Origin of the sequence: Salegentibacter tibetensis, assembly GCF_020164485.1 — a bacterium.
Classification (GTDB): Bacteria; Bacteroidota; Bacteroidia; order Flavobacteriales; family Flavobacteriaceae; genus Salegentibacter; species Salegentibacter tibetensis.
In genome coordinates this window covers 17209-33383 of record NZ_JAIQZA010000029.1, presented here as the reverse complement: position 1 = coordinate 33383, position 16175 = coordinate 17209, and the positions used below count along the sequence as shown (strand labels likewise).

General features: G+C 39.4%; 14 protein-coding genes. 5 read left to right on the top strand and 9 right to left on the bottom strand.

Going from position 1 to position 16175, the window contains the following annotated elements; genetic code table 11:
* Window positions 1-35: 35 nt before the first annotated feature.
* Window positions 36-830, bottom strand: a complete 795-nt coding sequence (locus tag LB467_RS14100) for a DUF2797 domain-containing protein (RefSeq protein ID WP_224474692.1) — start codon at window positions 828-830, stop codon at window positions 36-38.
* A gap of 108 nt (window positions 831-938) precedes the next feature.
* On the opposite strand from LB467_RS14100, the gene LB467_RS14095 reads away from it, so the two are divergent.
* On the top strand, window positions 939-2456 hold the full coding sequence (locus LB467_RS14095; RefSeq protein WP_224474691.1) for a GH3 auxin-responsive promoter family protein: 1518 nt from the start codon (window positions 939-941) through the stop codon (window positions 2454-2456).
* 426 nt (window positions 2457-2882) lie between these two features.
* Here LB467_RS14095 and hemL read toward each other — a convergent pair whose 3' ends face one another.
* The 4 genes from hemL to LB467_RS14075 are packed head-to-tail and all read right to left on the bottom strand — an operon-like array spanning window position 2883 to window position 6305.
* Complete coding sequence (gene hemL, locus LB467_RS14090) at window positions 2883-4172, bottom strand: glutamate-1-semialdehyde 2,1-aminomutase (RefSeq protein ID WP_224474690.1); 1290 nt, start codon at window positions 4170-4172, stop codon at window positions 2883-2885.
* Window positions 4173-4178: 6 nt separating this feature from the next.
* On the bottom strand, window positions 4179-5006 hold the full coding sequence (locus LB467_RS14085; protein WP_224474689.1) for a glucosaminidase domain-containing protein: 828 nt from the start codon (window positions 5004-5006) through the stop codon (window positions 4179-4181).
* A 1-nt stretch (window position 5007) separates the two neighbouring features.
* Window positions 5008-5946 (bottom strand): 1-aminocyclopropane-1-carboxylate deaminase/D-cysteine desulfhydrase, encoded by a 939-nt coding sequence (locus LB467_RS14080; protein WP_224474688.1) that lies wholly within the window; start codon window positions 5944-5946, stop codon window positions 5008-5010.
* Between the two features lie 32 nt (window positions 5947-5978).
* Entirely contained in the window at window positions 5979-6305 is a 327-nt protein-coding gene (locus tag LB467_RS14075; protein ID WP_224474687.1) for a hypothetical protein, read from the bottom strand.
* A gap of 32 nt (window positions 6306-6337) precedes the next feature.
* On the opposite strand from LB467_RS14075, the gene LB467_RS14070 reads away from it, so the two are divergent.
* On the top strand, window positions 6338-6508 hold the full coding sequence (locus LB467_RS14070) for a DUF5522 domain-containing protein (RefSeq protein ID WP_224474686.1): 171 nt from the start codon (window positions 6338-6340) through the stop codon (window positions 6506-6508).
* On the opposite strand, the gene LB467_RS14065 is transcribed toward LB467_RS14070, so the two are convergent.
* Window positions 6503-6955: a copper resistance protein NlpE gene (locus LB467_RS14065; protein WP_224474685.1), complete on the bottom strand. Its 453-nt coding sequence runs from the start codon at window positions 6953-6955 to the stop codon at window positions 6503-6505. The two genes, LB467_RS14070 and LB467_RS14065, sit on opposite strands and share 6 nt — an antisense overlap.
* A gap of 105 nt (window positions 6956-7060) precedes the next feature.
* Between LB467_RS14065 and LB467_RS14060 the strand changes: the two genes are divergently transcribed.
* The 3 genes from LB467_RS14060 to LB467_RS14050 all read left to right on the top strand — a co-directional run bounded on the left by LB467_RS14060 (window position 7061) and on the right by LB467_RS14050 (window position 11500).
* Window positions 7061-9058 (top strand): urocanate hydratase, encoded by a 1998-nt coding sequence (locus tag LB467_RS14060; RefSeq protein ID WP_224474684.1) that lies wholly within the window; start codon window positions 7061-7063, stop codon window positions 9056-9058.
* A gap of 13 nt (window positions 9059-9071) precedes the next feature.
* Entirely contained in the window at window positions 9072-9611 is a 540-nt protein-coding gene (locus LB467_RS14055) for a DUF4136 domain-containing protein (protein ID WP_224474683.1), read from the top strand.
* Window positions 9612-9745: 134 nt separating this feature from the next.
* Window positions 9746-11500 (top strand): aromatic amino acid hydroxylase, encoded by a 1755-nt coding sequence (locus LB467_RS14050; RefSeq protein WP_224474682.1) that lies wholly within the window; start codon window positions 9746-9748, stop codon window positions 11498-11500.
* A 64-nt stretch (window positions 11501-11564) separates the two neighbouring features.
* Here the strand turns inward: LB467_RS14050 and LB467_RS14045 are convergent, their stop codons facing one another.
* From LB467_RS14045 to alaS, 3 genes are all read right to left on the bottom strand, one after another.
* Complete coding sequence (locus tag LB467_RS14045; RefSeq protein ID WP_224474681.1) at window positions 11565-12179, bottom strand: DUF4230 domain-containing protein; 615 nt, start codon at window positions 12177-12179, stop codon at window positions 11565-11567.
* A 291-nt stretch (window positions 12180-12470) separates the two neighbouring features.
* Window positions 12471-13418, bottom strand: a complete 948-nt coding sequence (locus tag LB467_RS14040; protein WP_224474680.1) for a GSCFA domain-containing protein — start codon at window positions 13416-13418, stop codon at window positions 12471-12473.
* 52 nt (window positions 13419-13470) lie between these two features.
* The gene (alaS, locus tag LB467_RS14035) at window positions 13471-16080 is read right to left on the bottom strand and encodes an alanine--tRNA ligase (protein WP_224474679.1); all 2610 of its coding nucleotides are present in this window, start codon (window positions 16078-16080) and stop codon (window positions 13471-13473) included.
* Between the last annotated feature and the right edge of the window lie 95 nt (window positions 16081-16175).

Here is a 16175-nt window from a genome sequence, read left to right as displayed (position 1 = left end):
ATTAGCATCGGGATCGTAATGACGTTTATAAATCTTTACCTCACTCCCAATTCTACCACAAAGCCTTCGTGGGCGCGGACGTTAAAAACGGTACCGTCTTCAAAAATTAGGTATTGTCCTTTAATTCCTTTTAAAACACCTTCGTAGAAAGGATTTTTACCCAAATTCAGGGTTTTTATTTTCTTCGGAAATTCCAAAACAGGAAATTCAATTTCCAGTTCCTTTCTATCGGGCAGGTAATATTCTTTAGCTTCTTCAGGAATAAAATTCTTTAGTTTATCCCGTTCTTCAGCAAGGTTTAAATCTAAAACCTCGTTGGTAAGCATTTTTCGCCAGTTGGTTTTATCTGAAACGTGACTCTTTAAAGCTACTTCGGTTATTCCGGCGAGATACCTATTAGGTACTTCCACTATTTCAATAGCTTCGTGCGCACCCTGATCTATCCAACGCGTGGGAATTTGCGTTTTTCGGGTTACCCCCACTTTTACATTGCTGGAGTTAGCCAGATAAACTACGTGAGGTTGCAACTGGGCCTGTTTTTCGAAATCCAGATCGCGGTCTTCTTCATCTAAATGTGCTTTGCTCAACTCCGGACTCATAATCCAATCCCCGGCTTGCGGGATGGAAGTAAAACAATCGTAACAATAACCCTGACGGAATATCTTTTTCTGCAATCCGCAGTTTAGACACTGAAACCGAAGAAAATTAAGGCTTATTTTTTTTCCGAGAATTTGATTTATATTGATAAAATCGTCTTCAAAAATGAGGTAATATTGCACCTTATCGGTGATTTCCGTTTTCATTTTTCTAAACACCCCTTCGTATCTCATCTTTTTTTCCCTATTTTTAACCGAAGTGATTTGTAAGCTTCGAAGTTTAAATTAATTTTAGCCAGCCAACCAGCTGAAGCATTGTCAGCGATAAAGATATAAAGAATAATGCCAATTCCATTAGTAAACTCCATTGCTTCGTGGTTCCTAAAGAAGCGAATTCACCAGATGGAGTTGTTTATAAAATATCCCCACGAGGTGCAGCACGAACTGCTTAGGCACCTGATTTCCAAAGGAAAAAATACTGAAATTGGCAGAAAATATAACTTTTCTGAAATCAAAAACCATAGCCAGTTTGCAAGCCGGGTTCCCATTCAAAAATATGAAGATTACGAAGCCTGTTTTGAACGTAGTCGCCAGGGAGAAACCAATATTTTTTGGCCCACACCAATAAAATGGTTCGCAAAATCAAGTGGTACCACTAGTGCAAAAAGCAAATTTATCCCGGTTAGTGAAGATTCCCTGGAGCATTGTCATTACAATGCGGGTAAAGACCTGCTTTGTATGTATTTGAATAATAATCCGCAGTCGCAGCTTTTTAATGGAAAAAGTTTAAGGTTAGGCGGCAGTAAAGAAATTTACAAAAATAACGGCACGGCTTACGGCGATCTTTCAGCAATTCTTATAGCGAATATGCCCTTTTGGGCAGAATTCAGTAGCACGCCAAGCAATGAGGTTTCCCTTATGAACGATTGGGAACTAAAAATGCAGGCGATTGTAGACGAAACTATTAAAGAAAACGTAACCAGTCTTGCCGGTGTTCCCAGTTGGATGTTGGTTTTACTGAATAATATTTTAGAAACTACCGGCAAGGAAAACCTGTTTGAGGTTTGGCCACATTTGGAAGTTTATTTTCACGGCGGGGTAAGTTTTGATCCCTATGCCCCGCAATATCAAAAGATCTTACCCAAAGAAGATTTTAGGTTTTATGAAATCTATAATGCTTCGGAAGGCTTTTTTGCCTGCCAGGATCAGAACGATTCCAAAGAACTTTTACTGATGCTGGATTACGGCATTTACTACGAGTTTATCCCTATGGATAGCTACGGAAGCGAAAATGAAAAGGCCATTCCATTGGCTGAAGTCGAAACTGGAAAGAACTATGCCGTGGTAATTACCACAAATGCGGGTTTATGGCGCTATAAGATAGGTGACACCGTTAAGTTTACTTCTATTAGTCCATACCGAATAAAAGTTACCGGCAGAACCAAGCATCATATAAACGCTTTCGGGGAAGAATTAATTATTGAAAATGCTGAAGAAGCACTAAAAAAGACTTCCCTGGTTACTAATTGTGAAATTGTAGATTATACCGCGGCTCCTATTTTTATGGAAGGAAAGGAAAAAGGCGCTCACGAATGGATAATTGAATTTAAGAACCCGCCGAAAGATTTTGAGAAATTCAGGGTTGAACTTGATTTAGCGCTACAACAGGTAAACAGTGATTATGAAGCGAAACGCTATAATAATATGACGCTGAATATGCCGAAAATCCATCAGGCCCGGGAGAAACTATTCTATGACTGGCTTAAGAAAAACGATAAATTAGGCGGGCAACATAAAATCCCGAGACTTTCTAATTCCCGCGATTATGTAGAAGAGTTGCTGGAGATGAACCATTCTTAGTATTAAATAAATGGCTCCCTCTTTTCCAAGGAGGGAATGAATTCAGATTTTACAGAGGAAAGGAGTGGTTGAGCAGTCAACATTTAAATTAAAATAGAACATTTCAAATAGCTCCTCCCCTTATTTTCGAGGGGAGGTGGTCATAGGCCGGAGGGGTAATTCTTTTCAAATGTTCTTGAAGTCGTCATCCTGAACTGGTTTCAGAGCTTGCTCCGAAATTTATTCGGAGATCTAAGATGATAGAATTAAAACAGGTTAGATCCTGAAATAAATTCAAGATGACGTTAAAGAGTAAACCTCACAGGTTTTGAGAACCTGTGAGGTTTCTAAAACCAGGAACCTCGGGGCAAGCCCACGAGGTATGAATTGGAAAACTATTTTATAATTTCGAGGCAAGCCTCGGGGAATTAAACCCTCAATGAGGGATTAAAGCGTTCTAGCAACTTTATCAACCGCTTCAATAGTGGTATCCAAATCTTCGTAGGAAAGTGCATCGCTTATAAACCAGGTTTCAAAAGCACTTGGAGCAATGTAAATTCCGTTGTCCAGCATTCCGTGGAAAAACTTATTGAAAATTCCATTTCGCGCCGATTTAGCCGCAGATTCAAAGTCTACAACCGGTTCTTCCCCAAAATGAATGGAAATCATGGAACCTACGCGGTTTATGGTATGTGCGACTTTATTTTCAGAAAGCACTTTTTCTATGCCTTCGTGAAGATAAGCGGTCTTCTTATCTATACTTTCAAAAATACTACGATTATTATCTAACTCGGTTAGCATCGCAAGTCCGGCGGCCATTGCCAAAGGATTTCCACTTAAAGTTCCCGCCTGGTAAACCGGTCCAACCGGAGCAAGGTAATCCATAATTTCATTTCGAGCAGCAAAAGCACCAACCGGTAAACCACCGCCAATAACTTTTCCGAAGCAAGCTATATCGGCATTCACACCCAATCTTTCCTGCACGCCACCGGCAGCAAGCCTAAATCCGCTCATTACCTCATCAAAAACCAATAAGATATCGTTTTGATCACAAAGTTGGCGCAAGCCTTCCAAAAAGCCTTTATTTGGCGGAATGCATCCCATATTCCCAGGCACCGGCTCGATAATTATGCAGGCAATTTCCCCTTTATTGGCTTCAATTAGAGACTTTACGTTTTCAAGATTATTATATTTTGCAAGCAAAGTGTCTTTTGCCGTGCCTTTTGTAACTCCCGGGCTATTTGGGGTTCCAAAAGTAATTGCACCACTACCGGCCTGGATTAGAAAAGAATCGCTGTGCCCGTGATAACAACCGGCGAATTTGATGATCTTCTCCTTTCCGGTAAAGCCACGAGCAAGCCTAACCGCACTCATGGTTGCTTCGGTCCCCGAATTCACCATCCTTATCTTATCGATATTTGGAACCATTTTTACCGCCAGTTCTGCGATTTGGGTTTCAATCTCGGTTGGAGTCCCAAAAGAAGTTCCTTTTTTGGCAATATCTATTACCGCATCAATAACTGGTTTGTGAGCATGACCTAAGATTAGTGGCCCCCAGGAATTTATATAGTCTATTAATTTATTTCCGTCTTCATCATACAGATAGGCTCCTTCGGCTTGTTTAATAAAAACAGGCTCACCGCCCACTGCTTTAAAAGCTCTTACCGGGGAGTTTACGCCACCGGGAATTACTTTTTGTGCCGAAGCGAACAATTCGCTACTTCTTTTATAGATCATAAGTTTTTATTCTGGAGAGATAATCACCAACATTTGCCCAACGGAAATATTGGTATCCCTTAAGTTATTAAATCGCTGTAATTCTTCTACAGTCATATTATGTTGTTTTGCAATGCCGTACAAGGTATCGCCTTTTTTCACCCTGTAAGTAACCGATTCTGGTGATTCAGGAGTGTGGGTATAACTCGGGGAGGGGCGTTTTAAAACATCTCCATCAAAACGATAAAGTTCATAGCGCTCAATTAAGCTGATCAATTTATCAGGGTAACGCCTGTCTGTAGCATAACCGGCTTTTCTTAAGCCGCGCGCCCAGCCTTTATAATCGTCTTTATCTAAATCAAAAAGTTCAGCATAACGCTTTCTTTCTGTTAGAAAGAGGGAATGGTCCCGGTAAGAATAACGGGCATCTTTATATTTTCTAAAACATTCACCGCGCTCATCGTCGTCGTGGTAAACACGAGCACCCTTCCAGTCGTGGCATTTAATCCCAAAATGATTATTGGCCCGCATCGTAAGGTCACCCTTTCCTGCACCCGATTCTAAAATACCCTGGGCGAGGGTAATACTCGCAGGAATGTTATAGAGCCGCATTTCTTCCATCGCAATGCTGGAAAAATCCCTAATGTAATCTTTTACCGTATACAACCTGGGGTTTACCGGTGGTAGTTTAGGCTCACCTTCGATAATCCTAACCCTGTCGGTTTCCCGCGGACTTTCAGAAAGTACGCCTCTTTTTTCTGCTTCCTTTTTAGTGGTAACCACTTTTTTCTTGCTTCCGCAGGAAATAGCGAAAACTGCCAAAAACATTAAAACTAAAAACCGGTTGAGTTTCATATTACTTATTGATTAAGGGCAATTTTTTCTTTTCTAAAAGTGCGTTCATTCCCGAAATTCCCTGCAAACCTCCAGTATGAATTGCCAGGATCTTACTTCCGGAAGGGAAGCAACCATCTTTTATGAGTTCAAAAATACCAAAAACTAACTTTCCCGTATATACCGGATCTAACTGAATTTGATATTTTTTTTTGAAATTATTAATAAAATTTATCAATTCCGAATCTACCTTAGCATAACCGCCAAAATGATAGTCTGGTATTAATTCCCAGTTCTCTTTAAAACTATATTTTTTGATTTCCTCTAAAAGGAAATCACCTTTTAAAGCAGGGAAACCGAGAACTTTTTGATTATCGGTTGTAGCATTGATCAAGCCCGAAAGTGTTCCACCGGTTCCTACTGAAGCAGCTATAAAATTAAATTCTTTATCATATTTAGTCAAAATCTCCTGGCAACCTTTTACCGCCAATTGATTAGTTCCTCCTTCAGGCACCAGGTAAAACTCACCAAATTCTTCTTTTAATTTTTGCTGAAATTCCAGGCTTTCTTTCTCTCGATAATCGTATCTGGAAACAAATTTGAATTTCATTCCGCAGGAATCTGCGAACCGCAGCGTGGGATTCACCTCTAAAGTCCTTCCCAAATCTTTACCTAATTCGTCACCCCTTATAATTCCTATGGTTTTTAAACCGGAAAGTTTCCCGGCAGCTGCGGTAGCTGCGATATGGTTGGAAAAAGCACCGCCAAACGTCAGTAGCGTTTCCCGATTTTGTTCCAATGCTTCAGCAATATTATATTTTAATTTCCTGAATTTATTCCCGGAAACTTCAGGATGCAGTAAATCTTCGCGTTTCAGATATAAAGAAATTCCGTCGGAAAACTCAGCGACAAACTGATTTTCAGAAGAAATTTCAATAAAAAATTTTGGAAAATTCGGCATACTGCAAATATCAGAATTATGCTCTGAGCCACCTAAACAAACTGTAGAAATGCCCAGAATTTGCGTTCGTGCAAATAATTTTCTTTCATTTCCTGGCTGTAAGCCTCGCGCTCAAAACTTATATTTTTATAAGCCAGAAACCTGTCTTTATAATAAATTAAACGAAACAGGTATTCAGTGAAATACCAAATGTAGAAAGGAATAATAAGCAACTCAATTTGCTGCCTAAGATGGATTTTTTCGTGGTTAATAAAGTTAACATCCTCCTTAAGCTCTATATTCTTAAGGATCACAAAAGGCCATAAACTCACACCTTTAAATGATTTTCCCAGGAGATATTTGTTAACGATTAGAATCACGTGTGGAAGTTAAGAAATTGTATTTTTGCACTATGAGTTTTTTCAAAAAAAGAATCCCGGTAGAAGAAGGCGATTACTACACAACACCGGAGGGCTATCGCTGCTTTACCGAGCAATATCATTTAAAACGAGGCTATTGTTGTGAAAGCGGTTGCCGGCATTGCCCATATGGTTTCGACAAAAAAACCGGAAAACACTTATAATTTATTGGTTTTGGTAAGCCTGTACTTCATAGCAGAATCTCCCATTACTTTAGATTCGTCTTTAAAAACCTGCAGCAGGTAGTTTTCACTCACCTTAAAATAAAGTTTTTGTCGTTCTCCCAGATTAATGGTATTTCCCTGTTTATTCCACTCAAATTTCCCCGTTTCGTTAAGATTATTTTCTTCAGCTTCTGCCTTGCCCAAATAATGCTGCGAAAGCACATAATCCAGGTTTTTATTTAACTGAATGCTGGTTTCAATCCCATCACAATTTTCGCACGGCAATACACCTTCATAAACTCCGGTCCAATCCAGCGAATTCCGGGAGTTGTGCCCATTATCTGTAGTGATTTCTCTATTTTCGGTAGAATTTATTTCTGAAGTTTTTACTTCATCCTTACAAGAAACAAGACAAAAAACAACCAGTAGAATTACAATAGATTTCATAATTTAAATCTTTAAAAGAGCCTTAAATTTATAGAAAATGAAATTTAAAACTTCTTAATTTAACATTTCTTCCTATTATTAAAACCTATTGCAAACAGAAATTAAATGGACTTTAAAGCAAAAATATTACAGGGAATTCCCGGTGAACTTCCTGCTAAAAAAGAATACGATGCTTCGGTAAATCACGCGCCAAAACGCAGGGATATTTTAAATACTGAAGAAAAACAATTAGCGCTTCAAAACGCCTTGCGATATTTTGACGAAAAGCATCACAAAGAACTTTTACCTGAATTTAAAGAAGAGCTAGAGAAATTCGGGAGGATCTATATGTACCGCTTCAAACCCGATTATAAGCTATATGCCCGAAATATCGAAGAATATCCCGGAAAAAGCATCCAGGCAAAAGGGATTATGTTAATGATTCAAAACAACCTGGACCCCAAGGTGGCACAGCATCCAGATGAACTGATTACTTACGGCGGGAACGGTGCGGTTTTTCAAAATTGGGCGCAATATCTCCTTACCATGCAGTATTTAGCTGAAATGGAGAACGACCAGACCTTAGTAATGTATTCCGGGCATCCTATGGGCTTGTTCCCTTCCCACCAGAATGCGCCTCGAGTGGTTGTAACTAACGGAATGATGATCCCTAATTATTCGAAGCCCGATGACTGGGAGAAATTCAACGCGCTGGGTGTAACCCAATATGGTCAAATGACGGCCGGGAGCTATATGTACATCGGTCCACAGGGAATTGTGCACGGCACCACGATCACGGTATTAAACGCCGGAAGAAAAATATCAAAATCGGGTGAAGGCCTGGAAGGAAAATTATTTGTTACCTCGGGACTTGGGGGAATGAGCGGCGCACAGCCCAAAGCCGGGAATATTGCCGGTTGTATCACGGTTTGTGCTGAGGTAAACCCCAAGGCCACCCAAACCCGCCACAGCCAGGGCTGGGTAGATGAAGTTATTGAAGATCTTTCAGAACTTGCAAAAAGGGTTAAAAAGGCCAAAGCAAATAAGGAAGTAGTTTCTATCGCTTTTCAGGGAAATATCGTTGACGTTTGGGAATATTTTCACAAAGAGAATATTTATATCGACCTGGGCAGCGATCAAACTTCCCTGCACAATCCCTGGGCAGGTGGTTATTATCCGGTGGGATTAAGCCTGGAAGAAGCTAACAAAATGATGGCTGAAGATTCTGAACAATTTAAAAAGAAAGTTCAGGAAAGTCTGAAAAGACAAACCGCAGCCATTAACAAACATACCGCCAAAGGCACCTATTTCTTTGATTACGGAAATGCATTTTTACTGGAAGCATCACGGGCCGGCGCAGATATTCTTGCTAAAAACGGTAAAGATTTTAAATATCCAAGCTACGTTCAGGATATTATGGGGCCTATGTGTTTCGATTATGGTTTTGGGCCTTTTAGATGGGTTTGTGCTTCAGGAAAAGAAGAAGATCTGGATAAAACCGATAAGATTGCCACTGAAGTTTTAGAGGAACTTAAAAGGAATTCCCCGGAGGAAATTCAGCAACAAATGGCCGATAATATTCAATGGATAAAAGGTGCTCGCGAAAATAAACTGGTGGTGGGTTCTAAGGCCAGAATTCTTTATGCCGATGCCGAAGGTCGCGTAAAAATCGCCAAAGCCTTTAATGATGCTATTGGGAAAGATGAAATTGGTCCGGTGGTTTTAGGAAGGGATCATCACGATGTTTCGGGGACAGACTCACCCTATCGTGAGACTTCAAATATCTACGACGGATCACAGTTCACAGCCGATATGGCCATTCAAAATGTTATTGGGGATAGCTTTAGGGGAGCTACCTGGGTGAGCATCCATAATGGCGGTGGTGTTGGCTGGGGCGAGGTTGTTAACGGTGGATTTGGTATGATTCTTGAAGGAAACAAAGCATCGGAAGAGCGCTTAAAATCTATGCTTTTCTGGGATGTTAACAATGGAATTGCCCGCCGAAGCTGGGCCCGGAACAAAGAAGCAGTCTTCGCTGCAAAAAGGGCTATGCAAATGGAACCAAAGCTAAAAGTAACCATCCCGAATCTGGTAGATCCGGCTCTCTTCGACACTAACATCTAAAAACTATTATTTTATGAAAGTCTTGAAAATTACACCGGTCTTACTTCTGCTGGCTGTTTTGGTAACTTCCTGCAGTAGTGTAAGAGTTGCTTCTGATTACGATAGAGAAGTGGATTTTAACCAATATAAAACTTTTGCATTTTTTAAACCGGGAATAGATAAAGCCGAAATCTCTGATCTGGATAAAAAACGTATTCTTCGGGCTATTGAAAGCGAAATGCAACGTAAAGGTTTTACAAAATCTGATGACCCGGATCTTTTGGTAAGTATTTTCACCAAAACCACTGAAAATATTAATATTTACCAGAACAATATGATGGGCTGGGGATACGGCTGGGGATGGCACCCATGGTATTGGGGTTCCGGCTTTAATACAGTAAACCGTACCAGCGATGGCACCCTTTATATAGATTTAATAGATGCAGACGGAAAAGAATTGGTTTGGCAGGGAATGGGTACCGCTGCCCTGGCCAAAGATGTTGATAAAAAACAGAAAAGAATAAACGAAATTGTTCAGGAGATACTTGAAAAGTATCCACCGGAAATCGATTAATTGCCCCACAGATTTTTTTGAACGAAAATGCTCCTTAAACAGGGGCATTTTTATTTTTAAGCGCATTTGATTAAGAATTTATGAATTTCAGCTTAATTTCTTATCTTTATATTGAATTTTAGTCAATCACAGTTATGCTAAACAAAATTGAATCTAACGCGATTTTAGACCGTTTACCGGCCCATCTCCAGCAATACATAAAACCACAGAATTACGATGATTACACCCCGGTAAATCATGCGGTTTGGCGTTATGTTATGCGTAAAAATGTAGATTATTTAAGTAAAGTCGCGCACGATTCTTATTTAGATGGTTTAAAACAAACAGGAATTTCTATAGATCACATTCCAAATATGTATGGAATGAACCGAATTTTAAAGGAAATCGGTTGGGCTGCTGTGGCTGTAGACGGGTTTATCCCGCCGGCTGCTTTTATGGAATTCCAGGCTTTTAATGTTTTAGTGATTGCCAGTGATATTCGCCAGCTTGAACATATAGAATACACCCCGGCCCCCGATATTATTCACGAGGGTGCCGGCCACGCTCCTATTATTGCCAATCCTGAATATGCTGAATATTTGAGACGTTTTGGGGAAATTGGTTGTAAAGCGATTTCCAGCGGAAGGGATTACGAAATATATGAGGCTATAAGGCATCTTTCTATTATTAAAGAAGCAGAAGACACGCCACAAGATGAAATTGAAGCGGCTGAGAAGAAAGTTGACAAACTTCAGAATGAAGCCAGCGAACTTTCTGAAATGGCACAAATTAGAAACCTGCACTGGTGGACCGTTGAATACGGATTAATAGGCACCCTGGAAAATCCTAAAATTTACGGCGCCGGCTTGCTTTCTTCTATTGGAGAAAGCGCCTGGTGCATGACAGATAAGGTAAAGAAGATCCCATATTCCATAGAAGCCTGCAAACAGGAGTTTGATATCACCAAACCTCAACCTCAGCTTTATGTAACCCCAGATTTCGCTCATTTAAGTTCTGTATTAGAAGAATTTGCCAACAAAATGGCCTTAAGAAAAGGCGGTCTGGAAGGAATTCAAAAATTGATTGATTCCAAAAACCTCGGAACAATTGAATTGAGTACCGGGTTACAGATTTCGGGAGATTTTTCAAAAGTAATTTCACATGAAGGCAAACCAATTTATGTCCAAACTTCGGGAAAAACCGCGCTTTCGCATCGTGAAAAAGAACTGGTTGGGCATAGCGTAAAAGACCATCCTGAAGGTTTTGGATCACCAATTGGATCTTTAAAAGGAATTAATCTCGCGATAGAAGATATGAGTCCGCGCGATCTTAGGGCTTACGATATTTACGAAGGCGAAAAGATTGAATTTGAATTTGAAGGCGGAATAAAAGTGAAAGGTGAGATCATTACCGGAACCAGAAATTTACAGGGAAAAATCATTCTGATTAGCCTTAAAGATTGCAGCGTAACTTATGGTGACGAAATTCTGTTTAAACCCGAATGGGGCAAATATGATATGGCCATTGGCAAAGAAATTATTTCGGCATTTGCCGGCCCGGCCGATAATCTTTCTTTCGATTTAATTACCCATAAAACTTCCAGTACTACCATAAAAAGCAAAAAAACTCCGGAACGCGAAGAACTGGCTTCCCTTTATGCTTCCGTTCGAAATATTAGGGAAGGAAAAGACGCAAAATTTTCGCTAAACGCCGCTTTTGACCTGGCAAAAAAACACCATCCCAAAGACTGGTTGCTTTCTGTAGAAATCTACGAATTAACGGTTAAGAAAGATGAAAAACTTACTAAAGAAGTATTAAACCATCTACAGGATGTAAAATCCAGACGACCGGATATTTCTCATTTAATTGAAGGTGGAATTAACCTTATTGATGAGCAATTAGTTAACTAACTCAGGGCAATACCAGGAGCTATTTAAAAAAATATTACCCTCGATAAGCCCCGAGTAAATTAAATTAAAGTTTTATTTTTTGTAATTCTTCCGAATCCTTAAAATTCTGGTCGTTATACTGAAGCGTCCACCCCATAGAACTGGTTAGAATATAGATCTTTTGCAGTTCACTTATCAGCCTGTTTTGGGCATTGGATTTTAACGAAGAAGCATCTACTTTCTTCCTGATAGATTTTTCAATTCGGGTTCTTATTTTATTATGATCTTCGGCATCAAACTGGTTTAGGTAATCCTGTGTAACATCGTAATATTTTATCTCTGGGTTGATGGAAATTTCTTCCTCAGGGATATAAGTGATGCGTACAATTTTATTTTCTTCATCAATCTCGGTTTGCAGTTTACTTAAATCATAAGCCACGGTTGCCGTTGCATTAACTACAATTAGCGCTTTTTTCCTGGCCGAAAAAACATCAAGATAAAATTTCTTCGAATCTTTGTAAGAATATACCTGGGAGAAAGTACCTTCAGTCACCACCAGCTTCCCTACATTTTTTATTTGCTGTTGTAAAAGGGCCGTGCTTTCTTCCAGCTGGTCCCTTTCATTATTTCTATTTTCACAATAGCGAATGCCAAAAACAACAAGTAATACTAAAAAGGCTCCAATAAGGAAATTTCTCATTTATCAATTTTTTCTAAAGATACAAAGATTGTGATTTAGGGTTTCTTGAAGAAAACATTGGTGCTATAAAACACTTATGGACGGCCCCACCCGTCCATAAGTTTTTAAAATTTCTAAAATCTACCCCAACAAATTTTAGAAAACGAATTAAGATACTTATCAAAACCTTCGGGCTTTTCAGCCTTTCGTTATCAATGACTTATATCAATAATTCTAAAATAAAAATACGAAATATTTCGATATGAAGTCAAGTGAGAAGTTAATTTAAAGTTTTTTTGACAATAATTTAATTTAAAACCTCAAATGAGGATATCGCTTGTGAAGTGTTGAAATTTGAGATTTCAGTTTCTCTAAAAAACGTAGATGAGCTTCAGAGTTGCGATTAAAAGGACGATGCGAAAGGCCTTTTTGAATGTTTTCGACCTCTTTTAAAATCGAAAACGAAGCTTCTGAAAACCAGGTTTCTGTAAATCTTTTCCAAATATAATCTATAGCTGTTTGGGACGGATGCAGCATATCTTCAGCATAAAAACGGTAATCGCGCAGCTCGTCCATCATTAATTCATAGGAAGGGAAATAATGGGTATTTTCGTTTTCTTCATTAATTTGATGAACAGCACTAATTAAATGAGCTTTACTACGCTGATTTTCCACAAATCCATCTTTAATATGCCGAACCGGAGAGACGGTGAAAATGATTTCAATGTTAGGATTTATTTGCTTTAAATCTTCCAAAATCCCCTGTAATGATCGCTGAATTTCTTCTGAGGACTGCAATTCCTTTCTGAAAAATTTCTGCGGAATTTTATGACAATTCGCAACGCTTTGTTCGGTTTTTAAATGAAAATAACTCCAGGCCGTGCCTAAAGTGATTACCAAATGTGAACTCCTCTGAAGGAACTCGCGGGCATTCTGCAAGGCAGAATTTAGGTTCTCAAGCAACACCTCAGCATTGGGATTGCTCAAAGAAGAATGCGCAGCAAAACAATGCCAGCGCTCCTGATGCTGAAAAACATCTTTCTTTGTATAAGAGGAATTTTCAGCTATTTTCTGAAAAAACTTCGCAATAGCCAAAGGATGAAATAGAATCCCGAAGGGATTCTGTAAATGCTGCAGTTTATAAAAATCCAGTTTTTTCCCAATATTCTCTACAAAACAGGAACCAATGAGAAAAAGCTTAGATTCATAATCTATCTTAGGCTCAGCCTGTTTTATAGGTATTTTGGTCCTGAATTCCATAAATGTAAAGCGAGCCACACAAGCTCAAATAGCAACCTGTGTGGCTAATATTTTATTTTAAATAAGATGCTCCTTCCTGCAAAGCTTCATTTATTCCTTCCGGTTTTTTCCCACCGGCAGTTGCGAAAAACGGCTGGCCACCGCCACCGCCCTGGATATATTTACCCAGTTCCTTTACGATTTTTCCTGCGTGCAGATCCTTTTCTTTAGCGAGATCTTTAGAAATATAGCAGCTTAAAAGTGCTTTCCCGTTTTGCTCGGTCCCAAATAATAAAAATAAATTCTCAAACTCATCTCCCAACTGGAAGGCAAGATCTTTTATTCCACCGGCATCGAGATCTACTTTTTTAGCAAGGAAATTCACACCGTTTATTTCTGAAATTTCAGATTTTAGTTCACTTTTTAAATTTTTGGCTTTGTCTCTCAATAAAGCTTCAACCTGCTTTTTTAAACTGGCATTTTCTTCCTGCAGAGTATTTACCGCTTTTACCGGATCTTTTGCATTTTTCAGTTCAGCTTTAATTTCTTGTAAAACCTCATCCTGATTGGCAAAATAATCTTTTACTGCTTCCCCTGTAATCGCTTCAATTCTTCTAATTCCAGAAGCAACCGCGGCTTCCGAAGTAATTTTAAAATGCCAGATTTCTGAGGTATTCTGCACATGTATTCCGCCACAAAGTTCCATAGATTCTCCAAAACGAATAGCACGAACCGAATCTCCATATTTTTCACCAAAGAGCGCCAAAGCCCCCTGATTCACGGCCTCTTTAAAAGAAATATTTCGTTGTTCCTCCAAGGGCCATTGCTCGTTAATTCTTTCGTTTACCAGCCTTTCAACCTGTTCAAGCTCCTCCTTAGTTACTTTACTGAAATGCGAAAAATCGAAACGTAAATAGTCTCCTTTCACCAAAGAGCCTTTTTGTTCTACATGGGTTCCCAGAACTTCCCGAAGCGCCTGGTGCAATAAATGCGTAGCCGTATGGTTTGCCGCTGTAGCAGCTCGGGTTTTTGAGTTTACAACCGCCTTAAAATCAGCTTTTGGATCTTTAGGCAGGAATTTGGCAAAATGCACAATTAAATTATTTTCCTTTTTAGTATCGGTAACTTCGACCTTGTTGCCTTCAGCATCCTGAAGAAAACCTTTATCACCAACCTGTCCACCCCCTTCTGGATAAAACGGAGTTTGGCTAAGCACGATTTGAAATAAAGCACCTTTTTTGCTTTCTACTTTTCTGTAGCGGGCAATTTTAGTTTCTGCCTCTAACTGATCGTAACCCACAAAAGCCTCAGCATTAACCGCATTTATTTCTTCCCAGTCCCCTGCTGTAACTTGGGTTGCAGCACGAGACCTGTCTTTTTGTTCTTTAAGCTGAACTTCGAATTCCTTCTGATCAAGGTCAAATCCGCGTTCGCGTAAGATTAAAGCGGTTAAATCTATTGGGAAACCAAAAGTATCGTAAAGTTCAAATGCTTTTTTTCCCGAAACAGTTTTTCCTTTGGTTTCTGAAATTATATTTTCCAGCAAAACAAGACCCTGATCTAAAGTTCTCAAGAAAGATTGCTCCTCTTCCCTAATCACATTTTCGCATAAAGTTTTTTGCGATTTGAGTTCAGGAAATGCTTCGCCCATTTGTTTGCTTAAAACATCTACAAGCTTATAAATAAAAGGCTCTTTAATATCCAAAAAGGTAAAGCCGTAGCGAATGGCTCGTCTTAAAATCCTTCTAATCACATAACCTGCTCCGGTATTTGATGGCAGCTGCCCATCCGCTATAGAAAAAGTTACCGCTCTCACGTGATCGGCAATTACCCGGATCGCGATATCGGTTTTTTCAGACTTTCCGTAGGTGGAATTTGTGATTTTTTCAAGCTCTGAAATTAGCGGAGTGAAAACATCGGTATCGTAATTAGATTGTGTTCCCTGCAACACCATACAAAGACGCTCAAAGCCCATCCCGGTATCTATATGTTTAGCAGGCAATTCTAACAAAGAACCATCGGCTTTTCGGTTATACTGCATAAAAACCAGGTTCCAGATCTCAACCACCTGCGGATGATCGGCATTTACCAATTCCCTCCCGGGTGTTTTGGCTTTTTCAGCTTCAGAACGAATATCTATATGAATTTCAGAGCAAGGTCCGCAAGGTCCCTGATCACCCATTTCCCAGAAATTATCTTTTTTATCGCCATAGACAATTCGGTCTTCAGGAACAATCTTTTTCCAAAGTTCCAGAGCTTCAGTATCTAAGCCTAATTTGTCTTCCTTGCTTCCTTCAAAAACAGAAACGTAAAGATTTTCAGGAGTAATTTTAAAAACTTCGGTCAGTAATTCCCAGGCCCAGTTGATGGCTTCCTCCTTAAAATAATCGCCAAAACTCCAGTTGCCCAGCATCTCGAACATTGTATGGTGGTAGGTATCCATGCCCACTTCTTCCAAATCGTTGTGTTTTCCGCTTACTCGAAGGCATTTTTGGCTATCGGTCACACGGGAACTGGTAGGCTCGCTATTTCCTAAAAAATATTCCTTAAACTGAACCATCCCGGCATTGGTAAACATAAGCGTGGGATCGTCTTTTAGCACCATAGGCGCTGAAGGAACGATTTTATGAGATTTGGATTTAAAAAATTCTAAAAACTGGCTTCTTATTTCCTGAGATTTCATCTAACTGCTCTAATCAAAAATTATTATTTGTGTTGTTGCTGAAACAATTTCCTATATTTGTTCGTTTACCAGACTAAACTTAGCACGGTAATTGC